Annotated in this window: 16 protein-coding genes and 1 tRNA gene; 13 read left to right on the forward strand and 4 right to left on the reverse strand. The window is 67.2% G+C overall.

The features are described 5' to 3' along the window. The first annotated feature begins 53 nt into the window (after positions 1-53). The 6 genes from ACRB8A_RS17870 to ACRB8A_RS17895 all read left to right on the forward strand — a co-directional run bounded on the left by ACRB8A_RS17870 (position 54) and on the right by ACRB8A_RS17895 (position 6,035). Positions 54-1,457 (forward strand): MFS transporter, encoded by a 1,404-nt coding sequence (locus tag ACRB8A_RS17870; protein ID WP_056595734.1) that lies wholly within the window; start codon positions 54-56, stop codon positions 1,455-1,457. A gap of 95 nt (positions 1,458-1,552) precedes the next feature. Further along, positions 1,553-2,653, forward strand: coding sequence for a Gfo/Idh/MocA family protein (locus tag ACRB8A_RS17875; RefSeq protein WP_056595737.1), 1,101 nt, complete (start codon positions 1,553-1,555; stop codon positions 2,651-2,653). Beyond that, complete coding sequence (locus ACRB8A_RS17880) at positions 2,650-3,594, forward strand: PmoA family protein (RefSeq protein ID WP_056595740.1); 945 nt, start codon at positions 2,650-2,652, stop codon at positions 3,592-3,594. The genes ACRB8A_RS17875 and ACRB8A_RS17880 overlap by 4 nt, the downstream gene beginning before the upstream one ends. Before the next feature lie 38 nt (positions 3,595-3,632). Then, positions 3,633-4,325: a cupin domain-containing protein gene (locus tag ACRB8A_RS17885; RefSeq protein ID WP_235504630.1), complete on the forward strand. Its 693-nt coding sequence runs from the start codon at positions 3,633-3,635 to the stop codon at positions 4,323-4,325. A gap of 40 nt (positions 4,326-4,365) precedes the next feature. Then, positions 4,366-4,848 (forward strand): cation:proton antiporter regulatory subunit, encoded by a 483-nt coding sequence (locus tag ACRB8A_RS17890; protein WP_056595745.1) that lies wholly within the window; start codon positions 4,366-4,368, stop codon positions 4,846-4,848. Between the two features lie 5 nt (positions 4,849-4,853). Further along, complete coding sequence (locus ACRB8A_RS17895; RefSeq protein WP_050685268.1) at positions 4,854-6,035, forward strand: cation:proton antiporter; 1,182 nt, start codon at positions 4,854-4,856, stop codon at positions 6,033-6,035. Between the two features lie 29 nt (positions 6,036-6,064). Here ACRB8A_RS17895 and dcd read toward each other — a convergent pair whose 3' ends face one another. Next, positions 6,065-6,640: a dCTP deaminase gene (gene dcd, locus ACRB8A_RS17900; protein WP_056595747.1), complete on the reverse strand. Its 576-nt coding sequence runs from the start codon at positions 6,638-6,640 to the stop codon at positions 6,065-6,067. Positions 6,641-6,751: 111 nt separating this feature from the next. Between dcd and ACRB8A_RS17905 the strand changes: the two genes are divergently transcribed. Continuing rightward, entirely contained in the window at positions 6,752-8,581 is a 1,830-nt protein-coding gene (locus tag ACRB8A_RS17905) for a CAP domain-containing protein (protein WP_082483891.1), read from the forward strand. Positions 8,582-8,589: 8 nt separating this feature from the next. Here ACRB8A_RS17905 and ACRB8A_RS17910 read toward each other — a convergent pair whose 3' ends face one another. Then, on the reverse strand, positions 8,590-9,051 hold the full coding sequence (locus tag ACRB8A_RS17910) for an SRPBCC family protein (protein ID WP_056595750.1): 462 nt from the start codon (positions 9,049-9,051) through the stop codon (positions 8,590-8,592). 232 nt (positions 9,052-9,283) lie between these two features. Here ACRB8A_RS17910 and ACRB8A_RS17915 point away from each other — a divergent pair. The 4 genes from ACRB8A_RS17915 to ACRB8A_RS17930 all read left to right on the forward strand — a co-directional run bounded on the left by ACRB8A_RS17915 (position 9,284) and on the right by ACRB8A_RS17930 (position 12,257). Continuing rightward, positions 9,284-9,357 (forward strand) — tRNA-Gly (locus ACRB8A_RS17915). A gap of 152 nt (positions 9,358-9,509) precedes the next feature. Next, positions 9,510-9,650 carry a hypothetical protein gene (locus ACRB8A_RS17920; RefSeq protein WP_432245248.1) on the forward strand — a complete coding sequence of 47 codons (141 nt, stop codon included), beginning with the start codon at positions 9,510-9,512 and terminating at the stop codon, positions 9,648-9,650. Further along, the gene (locus tag ACRB8A_RS17925; RefSeq protein WP_050685271.1) at positions 9,647-10,828 is read left to right on the forward strand and encodes a N(5)-(carboxyethyl)ornithine synthase; all 1,182 of its coding nucleotides are present in this window, start codon (positions 9,647-9,649) and stop codon (positions 10,826-10,828) included. The genes ACRB8A_RS17920 and ACRB8A_RS17925 overlap by 4 nt, the downstream gene beginning before the upstream one ends. Before the next feature lie 178 nt (positions 10,829-11,006). Beyond that, complete coding sequence (locus ACRB8A_RS17930; protein WP_056595752.1) at positions 11,007-12,257, forward strand: amidohydrolase; 1,251 nt, start codon at positions 11,007-11,009, stop codon at positions 12,255-12,257. Positions 12,258-12,259: 2 nt separating this feature from the next. Here the strand turns inward: ACRB8A_RS17930 and ACRB8A_RS17935 are convergent, their stop codons facing one another. Beyond that, positions 12,260-13,642 carry an MFS transporter gene (locus ACRB8A_RS17935; RefSeq protein WP_050685273.1) on the reverse strand — a complete coding sequence of 461 codons (1,383 nt, stop codon included), beginning with the start codon at positions 13,640-13,642 and terminating at the stop codon, positions 12,260-12,262. Between the two features lie 140 nt (positions 13,643-13,782). Between ACRB8A_RS17935 and ACRB8A_RS17940 the strand changes: the two genes are divergently transcribed. Continuing rightward, entirely contained in the window at positions 13,783-14,637 is an 855-nt protein-coding gene (locus ACRB8A_RS17940) for a LysR family transcriptional regulator (protein WP_050685274.1), read from the forward strand. Between the two features lie 132 nt (positions 14,638-14,769). Continuing rightward, positions 14,770-15,084 carry a hypothetical protein gene (locus ACRB8A_RS17945; RefSeq protein ID WP_056595755.1) on the forward strand — a complete coding sequence of 105 codons (315 nt, stop codon included), beginning with the start codon at positions 14,770-14,772 and terminating at the stop codon, positions 15,082-15,084. An 85-nt stretch (positions 15,085-15,169) separates the two neighbouring features. Here the strand turns inward: ACRB8A_RS17945 and ACRB8A_RS17950 are convergent, their stop codons facing one another. Next, on the reverse strand, positions 15,170-18,664 hold the full coding sequence (locus ACRB8A_RS17950) for a bifunctional proline dehydrogenase/L-glutamate gamma-semialdehyde dehydrogenase (protein ID WP_056595758.1): 3,495 nt from the start codon (positions 18,662-18,664) through the stop codon (positions 15,170-15,172). Positions 18,665-18,855 lie beyond the last annotated feature (191 nt).

The following is an 18,855-nucleotide window of genomic DNA, read 5'->3' on the forward strand; positions in this document are numbered from 1 at the left end:
CATCGCGGGGCTGCGTCCACCTGGTGTTCGCCACGGGCGGATACGATGCAGCTATGAACAGCGCCAGCGTGTCCGGGGCACCGCACCCGTCCTCGGAACTTGAAACCGGCAGCCAGGCTTCCAGCAGGGGCCGGATTGTGGCCTGGGCGGCCTGGGACTGGGGTTCCGCTGCCTTCAACGCGGTCATGACCACGTTTGTGTTCACCGTTTATCTCACCTCGGATGCGTTCGGCGGCGAGGACCGCGCCTCGGCGGTGCTGGGCGGTGCGCTGGCCATCGCGGGCCTCGCCATTGCCCTGCTGGCCCCCGTCACCGGGCAACGCTCTGATGCCGGCGGCAGGCGAAAGCTGTGGCTGGGGGTCAACACGGCCGCCGTGGCACTGCTCACCGGGCTGTGCTTTTTTGTCTTCCCCCAGCCCGGGTTCCTGATTCTGGGCGTCACCCTGATTGCGCTCGGCAACGTCTTTTTTGAGTTTGCCGGGGTCAACTACAACGCCATGCTCGCCCAGATCTCAACGCCGAAAAACATCGGCAAGGTCAGTGGATTCGGCTGGGCCTCGGGGTACCTGGGCGGCATCGTTGCACTGCTGATCGTGCTGCAGCTGTTCGTCCAGCCCAGCTTCGAGTGGTTTGGCTCCGCCACCGCGGACGGCCTGAACATCCGGCTGGTGGCCGTGTTCTCGGCGCTCTGGTTCCTCATTTTCGCTTTGCCTGTCCTCTTCGCCGTCCCCGAGGTGCCGGCAACGGCCGCGGCGGGGCGGCTGGGGTTCCTTGCCAGCTACGGGTTGCTGTTCCGGCGGATCAAGGCCATCTACGCCACCAGCCCGCACACCATCTACTTCCTGCTCGCCAGCGCCGTGTTCCGCGACGGCCTGGCCGCCGTGTTCACCTTCGGCGGCATCATCGCCGCCGGCACCTTCGGGTTCGCATTGCCGCAGGTGATCTTCTTTGCCATCTTCGGCAACGTGGTGGCAGCCGCAGGGGCGGTACTCGGCGGCTTCCTCGACGACAGGGTGGGGCCCAAGGCCGTGATCATCGGCTCCCTGGTGGGGCTCCTGGTTGCCGGCACGCTCATCCTGGTCCTGGGCAACGCCGACCATGTCTTCTTCGGCACGGCGTGGGCAGGCAGCACCACCTTCTGGGTGTTCGGGCTGTTCCTCTGCCTCTTTGTGGGCCCTGCGCAGTCCTCGTCCCGCGCGTACCTGGCGCGGCTTGCCCCGCACGGGGAATCCGGCGAACTGTTTGGCCTGTACGCCACCACCGGCCGGGCCGTCAGCTTCCTGGCTCCGGCGCTGTTCACCCTGTGCATCGCCATCGCCACCCCGCTGGTCGCGGCCGGAGAGGCCCAGCGCTGGGGGATCCTTGGCATCATGGTGGTCCTGCTGGCCGGCCTGCTGGTACTGCTTCCCGTGAAATCGCCGGGCAAAGCGCCCATCGCCGTGGTCCCGTCGTCCTGACGCATCTCCGAACCAGCCCTTGACGGCATTACGTTATCGATCACATAATAAAGGTGATCGATAACATTCTGCTTTAATGACGAGGAGTTCCGCCCATGACACCACCCCTTCCCCGCCCCCGGGCGGGAATAGTCGGCACGGGCGGGATCGCCAACGCCCATGCTGAAGCACTGCTGGCGGGGGGCGCCGAACTGGCGGTGGCAGTGGACATCGATGCCGGCCGCGCCGCGGCCTTTGCCGAAAAGTGGGGCATCAACGCCACTGCCCCGACCCTCGCTGACGCCGCCGCCGCCGGCCTGGACCTGGTGGCAATCTGCACGCCGCCGTCGTCGCACGCCCCCCTGGCACTGGAAGCCCTGGCGCTGGGCTTGAACGTGGTCCTGGAAAAGCCGCCGGCGCTGTCGCTGCGGCAGATGGAGGAACTTGAGGCTGCGGCGCGGGCCTCGGGCCGGCAGGTCAGCTGCATCTTCCAGCACCGGTTCGGCTCCGGCGCCAGGAAACTTGCGGCCCTGCAGGAGAGCGGCGCCCTGGGCAGCCCGCTGACCGGATACTGCAACACGCTGTGGTTCCGGGACCAGGACTACTTTGATGTGCCGTGGCGCGGTAAGTGGGATGTTGAAGGCGGCGGGCCCACCATGGGGCACGGCATCCACCAGTTCGACCTGCTCCTCCACCTGTGGGGGCCGTGGCAGGAAGTCACGGCATTTGCCGGCCGGCTGGCCCGGCGCACGGAAACCGAGGACGTTTCCACCGCAATTGTCCGGTTTGAATCCGGCGCGCTGAGCACGGTCATCAACTCCGTCATCTCCCCGCGGGAGACCTCGCAGCTGCGGTTGGACTACGAAAACGCCACTGTTGAACTGGAGCACCTCTACGGCTACGACGACGCGCACTGGCGTTTCACGCCCGCGCCGGGCAAGGAGCACCTTGCCGCAGCGTGGGCCGACGGCCAGCCGGTGACCCCCAGCGGACACGCCGCCCAGTACGCGCACATCGTCGCTGCACTCAGTGCGGGCACTCCGCTGCCCGTACCACCGGCCGATGCATACCGCACCATGGAACTCGCCGCCGCCATCTACGCGTCCGCCATCGGCGGCAGCACCGTTCGACGCGGCGAAATCACGGACGGAAACCCGTTCTTCGACCGCGCCGACGGCAACCTCGAACCCTGGAAACTTGAAAAGAGCACCGCATGAGCACCTCCGCCAGCCCGTTCTCGTGGACTGACGACGGCGCCGCCGTCGAACTTTCCCTCGACGGCGTCCAGGTCCTGACCTACACCTACGCGGCGGACGACCCGCAGGTGGAGTCCCCGCGCCCCTACTTCCACCCTGTACGGACCCCCGCCGGGGATGTGGTGACGGCGTACCGTCCGCACGACCACACCTGGCACAAGGGCATCGCCTGGTCCCTGCCGCACCTGGGGCCCGACAATTTCTGGGGCGGGCCCAGTTACCGGCGCGGCAAGGACTACCAGTGGCTGCCCAACAACGGAGCCATGCGGCACCGGGGGCCGGCCGCCGTGACGGACGACGGCCGGACGTTCCGTTTTGCCCACACCCTGGACTGGATCACGCAGCAGGACATCATGGTGGTGGCGGAGGAGCGTTCCTTCCACGTGGTGCCCGGCCCTGACAGCAGCTACACCCTGGTGTTTGCCACGGCCATGACAAATGTTTCCGGGGCCGATATCCAGATTGGCTCCCCCACCACAGAAGGCCGCGACAACGCCGGTTATGGTGGGCTGTTCTGGCGGGGGCCCCGGGCATTTGCCGGCGGCACCATCCTGGCTCCCGGCGGCGCCACCGGAGAGGAACTGCGCGGCAAGCGCGCACCGTGGCTCTCCTTTGTGGGCCAGCACGACGAAACCTGCCGCTACTCCACCCTGGTCATGGTGGACGATCCGGCCGCCGGAAACCCCCAGCCCGAATGGTTTGCCCGGTCCGAGCCGTTCGCCTGCATGGGGCCGGCCCCGTTCTTCAGCACCGAGGTCCTGTTCGCCGCCGGCGCCACGCTGCACTTCCGCCACGCAGTGGTGATCGCCGATGGCCAGTCGGACGCCGGCCGGATTGAAGCCCTGGCCGGAACCGCGCTGGAGGCCCTGGCCGCCGGCTCAGCCGTGGGGGCGGACCGGTGACCCGGCCGCCGGTTCCAGGGTTTCCAGGCGGCACGGCCGTGACCGGCCTCCGCGTCTACGACTGGGAGGCGGCGGATGGGTTATGCGGCGGCTCACCCCACCTGCACACCGTTTCCGCCGAGGCATACCTGGTCACGGCAGGCTCGGGGGCGGTCCATACCCTGACCATGGCCGGCGCTGAAGAGCACGTCCTGGAACCGGGTTCCCTGTTGTGGTTCAGCCCCGGCACCGTGCACCGCCTGGTCAACCCGGATGGCCTCACCCTGACCGTCATCATGTCCAACGCCGGACTGCCCGAGGCCGGCGACTCTGTGCTGACCTTTCCGCGCCGGATCCTCGAGGATCCGGAGCTGTATGCCGCAGCCGCGGCCCTGCCCGCGGGCGCTGCAGACTCCGCGGTGGCCGCCGCAGCCCGGCGGCGGCGGGACCTCGCCCTGGAAGGGTACGCCGAACTGCATACATCGGTGCGGCGCGATGGACCGGCGGCCCTGACGGCCTTCCACCACCTCGCGGCAGCACTGGTGCGCCCCAAAGTGGCCCAGTGGACAAAAATCTGGGAAGACACGGTGCGCCGGCAGGTGGAGGCAACCGGGCAGGCGCTGGCAGACCTGGCTGCGGGCTCCGCTGCGCCGCTCTCCGGTTCCGCCGTGGCCACCGCCCGGCAGCGCCCGGAGGAGGGGTACGGCATGTGCGGCCGGCTGACCACGTGGGCGGATTCCCGGCAGTCCTGAATCCACCCCACAAGGGGCCGGCGCAGACTAGGCTGGACGCATGAATGTGGATGAGACAGACCTTCCCGGCCTTGGCCGACGGAAGGATTTCATGACGGCGACAGGACGCCGGATCGGTGTCGTTGAGCTGCGCGAGGGGCAAACCGAACTCATCGTTTCCACCTGGGACGATCCGGATACCTGCCAGGCCTCAATCCCGCTGACCGGCGACGAGGCCGCCACCCTGGGAAACCTCCTGGGCGGGCAGCACCTGGCCATGAAACTGACGGAAGAGCACAAGGACATTCCCGGGATCGTCACGCGGCAGTTCTCCATTACGCCGGGCTCCCCCTTCCAGAACCAACCCATGGGAAAAGCGTGCATCCGAACGCGGTGCGGCGTATCCATCGTTGCCATCATGCGGGAGGGCGAAGTCCTGCCCTCCCCCGGCCCGGATGCCATCCTCCACACCGGTGACCTGCTGGTGGCTGTCGGAACCCAGGAAGGCCTTGACTCCGCGGCCAATATCCTGCGCAACGGCTGATCCCGGTGGACCCGCTGGCCCTGACCCTCATTGAACTGGGGGCCGTTGTGTTCTGCCTGGGCCTGCTGGCCCGGCTGGCCGGACGGATCGGAATGTCACCCATCCCGCTGTACCTCTTGGGCGGCCTCGCCTTCGGTGCCGGCGGCGTCATCAAACTCGACGGCATGCACGAGTTCGCCCACCTTTCCGGCGAAATCGGCGTGATCCTGCTGCTGCTTATGCTCGGACTGGAATATACGGCGGCCGAGCTTTTCACCGGCCTGCGCAGGTCCTGGCAGGCCGGCGTCCTTGACCTGGTCCTGAACTTCCTGCCGGGCGCCGCCTTGGCCCTGCTGCTGGGGTGGGGCGGCGTAGGCGCCATGGTGATGGGCGGCGTCACCTACATCTCCTCGTCCGGCATCGCCGCCAAGGTGATCACTGACCTGGGCCGGCTGGGCAACCGCGAGACGCCGGTGGTGCTGTCCATCCTGGTGTTCGAGGACCTGGCCATGGCCGTGTACCTGCCCATCCTGACCGCCACCCTGGCTGGCGTCAGCTTCCTGGGCGGCCTGACCACCGTGGGCATCGCCCTGGCGGTGGTCACCTTCGTCCTTGTGGTGGCACTGCGCCACGGGCACCACGTATCCAAGGCGGTGCACAGCGAGAACTCCGAGGTGTTCCTGCTCAACGTGCTGGGGGCCGCGCTGCTGGTGGCCGGCGTCGCCTCGGCCATGCAGGTTTCCGCGGCGGTGGGCGCCTTTATGCTGGGCATCGCCATCTCCGGAGCCACCGCCCATAACGCCACCCGGATCCTTGAGCCGCTCCGGGACCTGTTTGCCGCCATCTTCTTTGTGGCCTTCGGGCTGAACACCGATCCCACGTCCATCCCGCCGGTGCTGGGATGGGCGCTGGCGCTGGCACTTGTCACCGCAGCCACCAAGATGGTCACCGGCATCTGGGCAGCCAAAAGGGCGGGCATCGCCCGGCCCGGCCGGTTCCGGGCCGGGGCAGCCCTTATTGCCCGTGGTGAGTTCTCCATCGTCATCGCCGGGCTCGCGGTCACTTCAGGCGCCGTCCCGGACGAGCTCGCGGCCCTGGCCACCGCGTATGTGCTGATCATGGCCGTGGTGGGACCGCTGGCCGCCCGCTTTGTGGAACCTTTGATGAAGGCCATCCTGGGCGGTCCCCGCGTCGCCGCCAAGGCGTAGCGGAAGCCGGCGCCGGACCCGGCCGGGTCCTAAATGTCCGTGCGGTGGAAGTTCAGGTGGCTGCGGCTGGCGGTGGGACCGCGCTGGCCCTGGTAGCGGTTGCCGTATTCGCCGGAACCGTAGGGGTGCTCCGCTGCGGACGTCAGCCGGAAGAAGCAGAGCTGGCCGATTTTCATACCGGGCCACAGTTTGACGGGCAGGGTTGCCATGTTGGAGAGTTCCAGGGTCACGTGGCCGGAGAACCCGGGATCGATGAAGCCTGCGGTGGAGTGCGTCAGCAGCCCAAGCCGGCCCAGGGAAGACTTGCCTTCCAGGCGGGCGGCGATGTCATCCGGCAGCGTCACCGTTTCGTAGGTGGAGCCCAGCACGAACTCGCCCGGGTGCAGGATAAATGCCTCGCCCTGCTCCACTTCCACCAGGCGCGTGAGCTCCGGCTGTTCCTCGGCCGGATCAATGTGCGCGTACTTGTGGTTGTCGAAAAGCCGGAAGAACCTGTCAATCCGGACGTCCACTGAGGACGGCTGGATCATTGCGGGATCGTACGGTTCCAGCACAATCCGCTGGGAGTCTATTTCGGCACGTATGTCGCGGTCAGAGATCAGCACGATCCCAAATTACCGTATGCATTGTTCCTGCTGCACGGCGCGGCTAATGTTGCCTCAGGATCTCAGGCGCCGGATGGTCTCCCGGATGGCCCAATTTAGCTGGGGAAAATAGTGAATAAATTCTTTGCGCCTTCAATTGTTGGCGCTTTCTGCGCCCTTGCGCTCGTTTCGTCGTCTGCAGGCCTCTCCGCCGCGCAGCTCGACGCCGGCCCCGGCACCGGCGGCCAGGTCCAGGCGCAGGACGCCCCGGCCGGGTCGACGGCGGGGCTGGAACCCGGCAGCCTGACGGGCACGGCGGCACAGCCCGCTCCCGCAGCATTGACGGTCGACGCTCCGGAAACTGCCCCGGCCGGAGAAACGGACGCTGCGGCACCTGCCCCCTTGGCACCCGACCTTTCGGTGCCGGTCCTTCCCGCGGTGGACGCTCCGGACCCGGAGGCGTCAGCTCCGGACACCCCACACACGGCGCTGGCTCCCGCGTCCGTTCCGGCGGCCCCGGCCCAACCGGCCGCGCCCCAGCCGGCTGCTAAGCCGGCAACCAACCCGGTCCCGGCCCCAAAACCCGCAGCCGAGCCGGTTGTCCCGTCCATCGGCCCGCTCTGGGCACCGGACGAGGAGCTCGCCGCGAACCAGGCCCAGCGCCGCGCAGCTCCCGAGGCCACAGCCAGGAGCCTGCAAACCGAGTCACTGGTCCCGGACAGCAACGCAGCCGCGATCCTCACGGTCTTCACAAAAATCAATGAATACCGTGTTTCGCGTGGCCTGAACCCGTTGAAATACCACGCCACCGTTGCCGGGTTGGCCCAGGAATGGTCCAACAACATCGCTTCCCGGGAGGTCATCGAGCACCGGGCAAACTTCTGGACCGATCCGCGGGCCATGAACCCCAACAACGGCGCGGGTGAAGTGATTGCAATCCGTACGGACCGGGATGCCGCGCAGCTGGTGGAGTGGTGGAAAGGCTCCCCCGGCCACAACGCCATGCTGCTCGATCCACGCTTCAACGTTATGGGCGCCGGGATCACCTACACGGACCGGCAGTACCGAATCTGGGGCGTGGTGAACTTCTTCGGCTACACCACGCTTCCGGCCGGAACCACCAACAGCCCGGGCGGCGCCGCCGTCACACCGCCGCTTCCTGCTCCTGCGCCCACCATGTGCGACGCGCCGGGCAAGCAGATGCCGCCCACCCTCAACCTGTCCGCTGCGGCCATCAAAGGCCCTGGAGACCTGGTCAGCGTCAACGCATCGGGGCAATTGGTCAACCGGGCATCGAACGGCGCCAGGTCCTACGGCGCGGCCAAGACCATCGGTACGGGATTCGGCGGTGCCAAGGACGTCTTTGTCACGGACTGGAACCGTGACGGCGCCTACGACCTGCTGGTCCAGTGGACCAACGGCAACCTGACCGTGCACCAGGGCATCCAGGCAGGCGGCTTTCGCGCCGCCGTGACAGTGGGCAGCGGCGGATGGAACACCTTGTCGCTCGCGGTGGGTGGCTGGTGTGCCAATAACCGGCTGCCCCAGATCCTCGCCCAGGACACGGCCGGGAATGTTTTCCTTTATCCCAACAAGGGCCTGGGCGACCTCTCGGCCAGGACCCTGGTGGCCACGATCAACCCCGCCCGGAAACTGTCAATGGTTGATTTCGACGGCGACGGCTTCCAGGACCTGGTCGCGGTCGCAAACGACGGCACCGCCAGGCTCTACCGCGGCTGGGGAACCCCGGCGCTGCGCGCGGAGGCCAGGCCCGTGATCGCGGCGGGGTGGCAGGACGTCACCGGGATCAGGCCCCTGCGCGGAGTAACCGGCACCAATTCCACGGGACTGGCGCTCAAACGCTCAGGTGATGTTGTCCAGTTCTGGGATGTCAGCGCGGGCCGCCTCGCATCACCGTCCAACATTCCCGGCCCGTGGGCAGGACACCGGCTGGCCCAGTAGGGCAGCAGCTAAGCGGCCGGCTGGAGCTCCATCACTGCCCGGAGGTTTTCCAGTTGCGCCACCTCGGAGCGAAGGCTGCGCTGGAGCAGCCTGCTCCGGAAAGCAGACCGGTTCAGGAACCCGAACCGGCCTTCGGGCGGAGCTTCGAGTGCGCACCGGACCCGCGTGCCGGCCGTTTCGGTGCTGAGGAAGTAGCCGCCCAGGCGGAGCGCGGGACCAGACGTGATCCGGAACTGGATCTCGGCCCCCGGCCTGGCCTCGGTAATCTCCAGTTCGGCCGGAATACTCAGCCCGGACCGCCCGGCCACCATCTGCCGGTACACGGTGCCTTTGGTGCCCTCGGAACCTTTCAGCAGGGCGACGCTCCGGACGCCGTCGCGCCACACCGGAAGGTTGGTCACGTCCAGCAGGTACAGGTACACGGCCATCGCATCGCGCCTGATGAGGACCTCATGTTCTGCGGTTGCCATGGATCCTTCCCGTGATCGATGCGTGCCTGGCTGTTGACTGGCTGCGTCCCCCGACGCCGCAGCTACCGCTTCAGGTTAACCAGCGCCGCGGTGCCCGTTCCACCTGCAGCAGGGGACGTTATGGAAGAGTTACGCAGATGACGCGCAGCCCGTGACACGGCGGGAAGGCATGGGCGGCCGGGGCCCGACATCTGCGCTAAGCTAAGTTCTGCCCCGCTGAGGCGGCGGCATTGCGGCTGTAGCTCAATGGTAGAGCGCTAGCTTCCCAAGCTTGATACGCGGGTTCGATTCCCGTCAGCCGCTCCAATCTTCCCGCCTTCACCGGCACCACGGACGACGCCGGCACCCGGCCCGGCAGCGCGGGTCACCTGCCGCCGTATGCCCGCCAGCCGGCCATTAGGTCCGCCCGTGTAGGGTCAGAAGCCAGGAACCTATTCGGTTCCGCTACAGGAGCACAAATGGCTGACAAGTCCCCGCGTCAAGCAGCATCCAAAAAATCCGGCAAGTCCATCAAGGAAAAGCGCGCAGACAAGAAGGCCGCCTCTGCGCCGGCCAGCTCCATCGAGACCACCCCCGGCAAGGCAGCCAAAAAGAAGTGAGCGGCCAACAGACCCGGCTGAGCCTGGGCGTCCTGGCCTCCACGCGCAAACCCGACGAACGCCGCTTGCCCATCCATCCCCTCCATTTCGAGCGGATCGCCCCGGAACTGCGCGAACACATCATCCTGGAACACGGCTACGGCGAACGGTTCGGCGTCGGCGATGCGCACTTAGCTACCCTCGTGGGCAAAATGGTGTCACGGGAGAGGCTGCTGGCGGAGGCCGACGTTGTGCTGCTGCCCAAACCGCAACCCGAAGATCTGGCGGAACTGCGTGACGGCCAGGTCCTGTGGGGATGGCCGCACTGTGTCCAGGACCGGGCCATCACCCAACTGGCAATCGACAAAAAACTGACGCTGATCGCGTTTGAGGCCATGAACCACTGGGCCAGCGACGGCGGTTTTGGCCTGCACGTGTTCCATAAAAACAACGAACTGGCCGGCTACTGCTCGGTGCTGCACGCACTCTCGCTCACCGGTTCCACCGGCGACTACGGCCGCCGGCTCAGTGCCGTGGTGATCGGGTTCGGCGCCACCGCACGGGGCGCCGTGACCGCGCTGAACGCCCACGGCGTCCACGACGTCAAGGTCCTCACCAACCGCGGAATTGCGGCTGTGGGCGCCCCGATCCACTCGGTGAACATCGTGCAGTTCGACCACGACGACGAAGCGCCCTTCCTGAGCCAGGTCATCACCGACCGGGGCCGGCTGCCGCTGGCGCCGTTCCTGGCCGAAAGCGACATCGTGGTCAACTGCACGCTGCAGGATCCGAACAATCCGCTGACCTATCTCCGGACGGAAGACCTCGCGGCGTTCAGCCCGGGCAGCCTGATTGTGGACGTCTCCTGCGATGACGGCATGGGGTTCAGCTGGGCCCGTTCCACCACCTTCGCCGAGCCCATGTTCACGGTGGGCGACCACATCAACTACTACGCGGTGGACCACAGCCCGTCGTACCTCTGGAATTCCTCCAGCTGGGAGATCAGCCAGGCCCTGCTGCCGTTCCTCGAGCCTGTGATCAGCGGCCCGGCGGAATGGGACCGCAACGAAACCCTGGCACGGGCCATCGAAATCCGCGCCGGCGTGATCCTCAACAAGGACGTGCTCAAGTTCCAGCAGCGGGAGGCGGACTATCCGCACGCCGCCAGGAACCAGGCCGCCCCCGCCGCGCAGCCCTGACCCTGGGCCCCGGCCGCCGGCTGGTCCACGATCCGGACCGGCCGGCGCGGGCAAGGCCACACTTTTACCTTTTCCGACGGCGGTTTTGCGATCGGTGAACGCCCAGCCTTCGGCCCGGCCTTCGCCAGCCTGCGGGCGTAGGGTCGCAAGGCAAGCGAACCCGGAAGTAAGGACTGGCATGACAAAGGTTTTGGACGACGTTGCAGGGTTGGCACAGGACCTCACCGGAGTTTACGAGGATCTGCACCGGCATCCCGAACTCTCCGGCGCCGAAGTCCGAACGGCAGGAATCGTGGCCGAACGGCTCACCGGGCTGGGCTGGGAGGTCCACGCCGGAGTGGGCGGGACCGGCGTCGTGGGTGTCCTGCGGAACGGCGACGGACCCACAGTGATGCTCCGTGCGGACATGGACGGCCTTCCCGTCCTGGAGAAGTCCGGATTGGGCTACGCCAGCACCGCGCGCGGCACCGGGCCCACGGGGGCCGATGTTCCCGTAATGCACGCGTGCGGCCACGACGTCCACGTCACCTGCCTCCTCGGCGCGGCCACCCTGTTCAGCGCCCATCGGCCGGCCTGGGCCGGAACCATCGTGGCGGTGTTCCAACCGGCCGAAGAAACCGGCGCCGGCGCCCGGGACATGGTGGCGGACGGCCTCTTTGACCGTTTCCCGGTGCCGGACGTTGTCCTGGGACAGCATGTGGCCCCGTTCCCCGCCGGTGCGCTGGGCGTGCATGCCGGACCTGCCTTCGCCGGGTCCGACAGCTTCTCGGTGACGCTGTTCGGCCGCAGCGGCCATGGCTCCCGGCCGGAAACCACCGTTGATCCTGTGGTGATGGCCGCGGCCACCATCATGCGGCTGCAGGCGCTGGTATCCCGCGAAATCGGCGGCAACGAGACAGCCGTCCTGACCGTCGGCCAGCTCCACGCCGGCACCAAGGACAACATCATTCCCGAAGAAGCCCAGCTGGGCATCAGTATGCGGACCGCGGATCCGGCGGTCCGGGAGCGGATGATCAGCGGGATTACCCGCATCATCAACGGTGAGGCGGCGGCTTCCGGCGCTCCCCTGCCGCCGGCGATCACCGCCGGGGAACACTTCCCCGTGGTGGTCAACAACCACGACGCCACGGCCCGCGTGCGGGAAGCGTTCGCCGCGGAGCTGGGTGGCGCCGTCGACCCCGGCCCCGTCACCGGCAGTGAGGACGTGGGCACCCTCGCCACAGCCGCCGGGGCTCCCCTCGTTTACTGGCTGCTGGGCGGCACCGATCCCGTGGTTTACGGCAAGGCGGTGCAGGACGGGACGGTCGCGTCCACCATTCCGTCCAACCACTCCCCGCATTTTGCCCCCGTCATCCGCCCCACGCTCGACGCCGGCATTTCGGCGCTGGTGGTGGCCGCATTCGCCTGGGTGGGCAAACCCGAGGGGTAGGGCTACGTGGCCGCCGGCCGGTCCACGATCCGGACCGGCCGGCGCCGGTCCCGAACATCCACCTTCAGGTGCAGTGAGCCCTTCCTGGCGAGCACAATCGCGACCGTCAGGGCGGCGAGCGCCGGCACGCCGCCGGAAACCAGCAACGCCACGTGCGGATCCGCATGTTCGGCGATCCAGCCGAGCATCGGCCCGCCCAGGGCCTGGCCGCCGATGAGGACCATGATGTACAGGCTCATCACACGGCCGCGGATACCCATGTTGGAGCTGATCTGGACCAATTGGTTGGAGCCGGTCAGGAACATCAGGCACCAGAACCCGGAGAGGACCATCACGGCGCCGAACCACACCATGGATGGCATCAGCGCCGCGAGGCACAGCATGGCACCGTACATTCCGGCGCAAAACACCACCGACCGCAGCCGCAGCTGCCGCCGCCGGGTGGAGGCAACCGCGCCGACCAGGGCACCGAGCGCCACCAGTGCGTTGAGGAGTCCGTAGCCGCCGGCGCCGATGTTATAAACGTGGTCGGCGAAGGCGGCCAGGATCACGGGCAGGCTCATGGCAAACACGGCAACAAAGCCGGCCATCAGCCACGGCCAGTAGATGGTGGGCTTGCTCAACGCGTACCGAAGGCCCTGCCGGAGCATTCCCTTGCTCTTGGGTGCCGGCGCGCTGACAAACAACTGGTCCTTGCGGAGCACCAGGAGCATGGCCACCGTGGAGCAGCAGGCCACAGCATTGGCGGCGAAGGCCCAGCCGGCACCCACGGCAGTCAGGAGCAGCCCGGCCAGCGCGGGGCCGATCAGGCCGCCCAGCTGGAACGTGGTGGAGTTGACGCTGATGGCGTTGCGGAGGTACTTCGGGCCCACCAGTTCGTTGACAAAAACCTGCCGGGCCGGCTGGTCGAGGACTGTCACCAGGCCCAGGACCAGCGCAATCACGTAGACGTGCCACACGGCGATGGCGCCGGTCAGTGCCAGTGCGGCCAGCGCAGCCGCGAGGACTGCTGCCATGCTTTGGCACAGGATCAGGATTTTCCGTTTGGCGAACCGGTCGGCGATCATGCCGCCCCAGGGGCCCAGCAGGAGTGAGGGCAGGAACTGGAGGGCCACGGTGAAGCCGACGGCGGTGACCGAACCGGAGAGCTCCAGCACCAGCCAGTCCTGCGCGATCCGTTGCATCCAGATGGCTATCACGGCGATGAAGTGGCCAACGGCGAAGATGCGGAAGTTGGGCACCTGCAGCGAAATGAACGTATGCCGCCAGGGCAGCCGTTCAGCTACAACCGGAATCGGCTGGGTCCGGTCCGCCGGCGGAGCGGCTGCTGCGGAATCGATGACGGGCTGGGCGACGGTTGCCTGCGACGGCGGTGGGGGTGCCACGGAAATATCCTCGGATAGCGTGCGGGTGGGAATGCCCTTAACGTTAGGCTGGCAACAGCGATTATGGAGACGTATTGTCCCTATAACTAGTATTGCGATCCGCAATACCTCAGCCAAGCCACCTTCCCCGGAGCCGTCCCATGTTTGAACCCGCACAGCTGCGGTCCTTCCTGGCAGTCGCCGAGACCCTGAGCTTCACCAAGGCCGCCGAGCGCCTTGGCCTGGCCCAGCCCACCATCAGCCAGCACATCCGGAAGCTGGAAACGGCCGCTAAACGGGTCCTGATCAGCCGTGACACCCGCGATGTCAGGCTGACGGACAACGGGGACGCGATGGCCGGTTTTGCCCGCAACATCCTGTCGGCCCACGATGCGGCGGCGCGTTATTTTTCCGGCTCCGCCATGCGCGGCCGGCTCCGGTTCGGTACGGCTGACGACCTAGCCATTACGGGTCTGCCGCGGATCCTGCGGGAGTTCCGCCAGATCTACCCCCAGATCAACCTGGAACTCACTGTGGGCCAGAGCGACCAGCTGTACCGGAAACTCAACGCCGGCCAACTGGACCTTGTCTTCGTGAAATGGGTGGCCGGAGCCAAGGACGGCACGGTGGTCCAGCATGATTCCTTTTCCTGGGTGGGCCTGGAGCAGACTGTTCTTGAGCCCGGCGCCCCGGTTCCGCTGATCGCCTATCCCTCCCCCAGCCTGAGCCGCAAGCTCGCCATCGATGCGCTTGAGGCCCACGGCCGGACGTGGCGTATCACCTGCACAACACGGCAGATCAGCGGCGTCCTGGCGGCAGTCCGGGCAGGCATCGGCGTCGCGGTAATGCCGTCCTCGCTGGTGCCAGGGGACCTGAAAATCATCACCCGCCGCTTCGACCTTCCCGCCGTGGGGGACGTGGACTTCACGCTGATCCGCAATCCACTGGCCAACTCGGAAGTGATCGATGCACTGACGTCCTCGATCGTGGGCAGGACCATCAACCGGCAGGCCTGACCCCTTGAAGTGGGAAATCCATTGATGGCACGGGCTTGCTGGCATATGCTGGGCTTTCCATGGTCAAGCAGCGGCCCTCCAGCACTACGGGCGCGCGCACCTGTTCGCTTCCGCGCCCGGGACAGGCAGCCAATGACGACCGCCAGGAACATCCAGCCCAGCCAGGCGCATGCGCGCCCGCACGCCGCGCTCCGGCACGCCGCCCGCCCGGCCGCGACCGGCACCAGGTACCCCACCACAGACAACGCCTATGTGGGCAAGCCGACCTGTGACAAGTGCCGCACCGACGAATTCATCTACCTTGAGTCCTTTATCCCGCCCTCGTACCGGCGCGACGGCAGCATCGCTGTCCTCGGCGAGGTGGCCTACACCTGCACGCGCTGCGAGGATTTTTCCGCCCACAGTGTCCCGGCCGCCTGGACGCCGCCCGGCTGGTACCTGGGCTGAACCGCGGCCGGCGTTAACCGGCAAAGCCGGGCCGCCCCCTTCAACGGGGCGGCCCGGCTTGTGCCGGTTTGGACGCTGCCGAAGCCTAGATCAGGCCTGCCGAGATGTGGTTCGGGGTGCCGAACCGGTGCGCGGTGATGCTGATGGCCTGCTCGTGGAGGAACGGCAGCAGTTCCACGCGTCCGGCTTCCGTGACCGGGTGGGAGTAGACGGCGACGTCGGGCCGGCCGCCGGTGGCCGCAGCCAGGGCAGCCGAGTCGCCGCCAATCAGGCGGATCCGGGCGCTGGTCAGCTTGCCGGACGCGGCGAGCAGGCCCACCGAAGCCAGCCAGCCGGCGTCGGACTCCACCACAACGCCTATGTTCAGCGCGGTGAAGACAGGGCGCAGCTGCGCCGGAAGCTCGACGGCGGTGGACACTGTAACCGCGGAGCCCGCCAGGACTCCGGCGGCCGCGGTCCGCACCAGGTCAGCCAGCGGCGCACCTTCTGAGAGGCGGATGGTCACCGGGAGGCTGCGGTAGCGGAAGATGTTCCGTTCCGCGCTGAGGCCGGAGACATCCCTGGCAGTGCCGAACTCGTTGGCCCAGGCCTCGGCGTCGGACGCCAGGGCCCGGTTGACGGACTCCAGCTCGGCCGGGGCAAGAGCGGCACTGGCTGCGTTGATGATCCGGCGCACGCCCGGGTGGCTGATGTCGGCCGTGGCGGTGCCGGTGGCCGGGGTCCAGGTGCCCAGGCCGGCCAAGTAGTTCGGTCCGCCTGCCTTGGTGCCGGCGCCAACGGCGGATTTCTTCCAGCCGCCGAAGGGCTGGCGCTGGACGATGGCGCCGGTGATGCCGCGGTTCACGTAAAGGTTGCCGGCCTCAATGGAATCCAGCCAGGTGCCCAGCTCGTCGGGGTTCAGGGAGTGCAGGCCCGCCGTGAGGCCGTATTCAATCTGGTTTTGGATGGCGATGGCTTCGCCCAGGGTATCCGCCGTCATCACGCCCAGGACGGGGCCGAAGAACTCGGTGAGGTGGAAGTAGGAGCCGCGCTTGACGCCGTAGCGCACACCCGGGCTCCAGAGCCGGCCGGTCCCGTCCAGCTTCCGCGGCTCGACGGCCCAGTTTTCACCGTCGCCCAGGGAGGTGAGGGCAGCCAGCAGCTTCCCGCCGGCCGGTTCGATGATGGGCCCCATCTGGCTGGTGGGGTCCTGCGGGTAGCCAACCTTCAACGAGGAAACCGCGTCGATCAGCTGGTTGTGGAACCGCTTGGACTTGGCCACGGAGCCCACCAGGATCACCAGTGACGCGGCGGAGCATTTCTGCCCGGCGTGCCCGAACGCGGAGTACGCCACGTCCTTGGCCGCCAGGTCCAGGTCTGCACTGGGGGTGACGATGATGGCGTTTTTGCCGCTGGTTTCCGCCAGCAGCGGCAGGTCCTGCCGGAAACCGCGGAACAGTTCAGCGGTTTCGTACCCGCCGGTGAGGATCACGCGGTCCACGTCCGGGTGGGAGATGAGCTGCCGGCCGAGTTCCCGCTCGCCCATCTGGACCATGGCCAGGACATCCCGGGGAACGCCTGCCTCCCAGAGGGCCTCGACCATCACGGCGCCGCTGCGGGCGGCCTGCTTGGCGGGCTTGATCACCACGGCGGAGCCGGCGGCGAGGGCCGCGAGGGTGGAGCCGGCGGGAATGGCCACCGGGAAGTTCCAGGGCGGGGTGACCACGGTGAGCCTGGCTGGGACGAACGTGGCGCCGTCGACCGTTTCCAGTTTCCGGGCTGACTCGGCGTAGTAGTGCGCGAAGTCCACCGCCTCGCTGATCTCGGGGTCGCCCTGGTCGATGGTTTTGCCGGTCTCGCTGGCCATCACCTCGAGCAGGTCGGCGCGGCGGGCCTCGAGGACGTCGCCGGCGCGGTGCAGGATCTCGGCGCGTTCGGCGCCGGACAGCGCGCCCCAGGCCTTGCCCTTTTCGACGGCGGTGCCGATCACGGTGTTGAGGGCGGCCTCATCCGTGATGGTTGCCGCCTGTACCGCTGCGTTGCCCAGGGTGGAACCTTCAACCCTGGCCAGGATGCTGCGGCCCCAGGTTCGGTTGGCGGGCAGCGATGGGTCAGTGTCGGGAGTGTTGTCGAACCCGTCGCGGGGCGCGGGCGCGGGGGCCGCGTTGCGGTCCTGGCGGCGGTTAGGCGGCGGAACGGTCTCATCCAGGGTGTCCAGGGAAGCCAGGAAGCGCTGCTTTTCGCGTTCGAACAGCACTTCGTTGTCGCTCAGTTCGAAGACGGCAGACATAAAGTTGTCCTGGCTGGCACCCTCCTCCAGCCGGCGGATCAGGTAGGCGATGGCCACGTCGAACTCGGCAGGGTGCACCACCGGGGTGTAGAGCAGGAGGGAGCCCACGTCCTTCTTGACGGCTTCGGCCTGGCCCTGGGCCATGCCCAGCAGCATCTCGAATTCGATGCCGGCCTCGACACCGCGCTGCTTGGCCAGCAGCCAGGCGAAGGCGATGTCGAAGAGGTTGTGGCCGGCCACGCCGATGCGGATGTTGTGGATCCGGTCCGGGTGCAGCGAATAGTTAATGACGCTCTTGTAGCTGGTGTCGGAGTCCTGCTTGCTGCCCCAGGTGGCCAGCGGCCAATCGTGCAGTGAGGATTCCACCTGTTCCATGGGCAGGTTGGCGCCCTTGACCACGCGGACCTTGATGGCGGCGCCGCCGGCGGCCCGCCGTCCCGCCGCCCAGCCCTGGAGCCGGATCATGGCGGACAGTGCGTCCGGCAGGTAGGCCTGGAGCACAATGCCGGCTTCCAGGTCCTTGAATTCGGGCTTGTCCAGGATCCGGGTGAACACCGCGATGGTCATGTCCAGGTCCTTGTACTCCTCCATGTCCAGGTTGATGAACTTGGCTTTGGTCCCGGGGCCGGCAAAGGAGGCGGCACGGGCAAAGAGCGGGGTGAGTTTTTCCACCACGTGCTCCACGGCCTCGTCGAAGGCCCAGGCGGAGTGCGGTGCAACGGTGGACGAAACCTTGATGGAGACGTAGTCGACGTCGGGACGGGCCAGGAGCGTATGGGTGCCTTCGAGCCGGCGGGAGGCCTCGTGCTCGCCCAGGACTGCCTCGCCCAGCAGGTTCACGTTGAGCTTGATGCCGTCCTTGCGGATTTTGGCGATGGCCGGGCCCAGTTTGGCATCCGTGGCGTCCACGATCAGGTGGCCCACCATTTCGCGCAGCACCTTGCGGGCCACGGGGATCACCACCTGCGGCAGGATCGGGGCCATGGTGCCGCCCAGGTGAACGGCGCTTCGCATGTACCACGGCAGGAAGGCCGGCACCTTGGGGGCCAGTGCTGCGAGGTTGCGTGCTGCCACCTGCAGGTCCTCGGGCCGGACCACGCCGTCCACGAATCCCACGGTGAATTCGAGGCCGTTGGGGTCTTTCAGGACACCGGCCAACTGCTGGGCTGACGCGTCAACGGGGACCTTCGCGGCTTCCGTCAGCCAGTGCCGGACCAACGCGATGGCCTCGGTGGCGAGTCCCTTCGCCTGCTGCACGTCGACGTCGACATGCTGCGCAGTCGCTGCCGGTTCCATTGCGAGGTGGGTCATGGTTTGCCCCGTTCTTTCTGAGGTGGTGAGGAGTCTCTTTCCACCAGTATGGGCTCGCGCTCACATAAGATAAAGCGATCTTTTCTAAGCAATACAGGTTAGAAAAGCCAACTCTTTTTTCGCCCCTTAACCCCGTGTTGCCCTATCACTTATGGTCCCCAAACGCGGCGTTTGGGGACCATAAGTGATAG

It is taken from the genome of Arthrobacter sp. G.S.26 (assembly GCF_050847375.1).
Classification (GTDB): Bacteria; Actinomycetota; Actinomycetes; order Actinomycetales; family Micrococcaceae; genus Arthrobacter.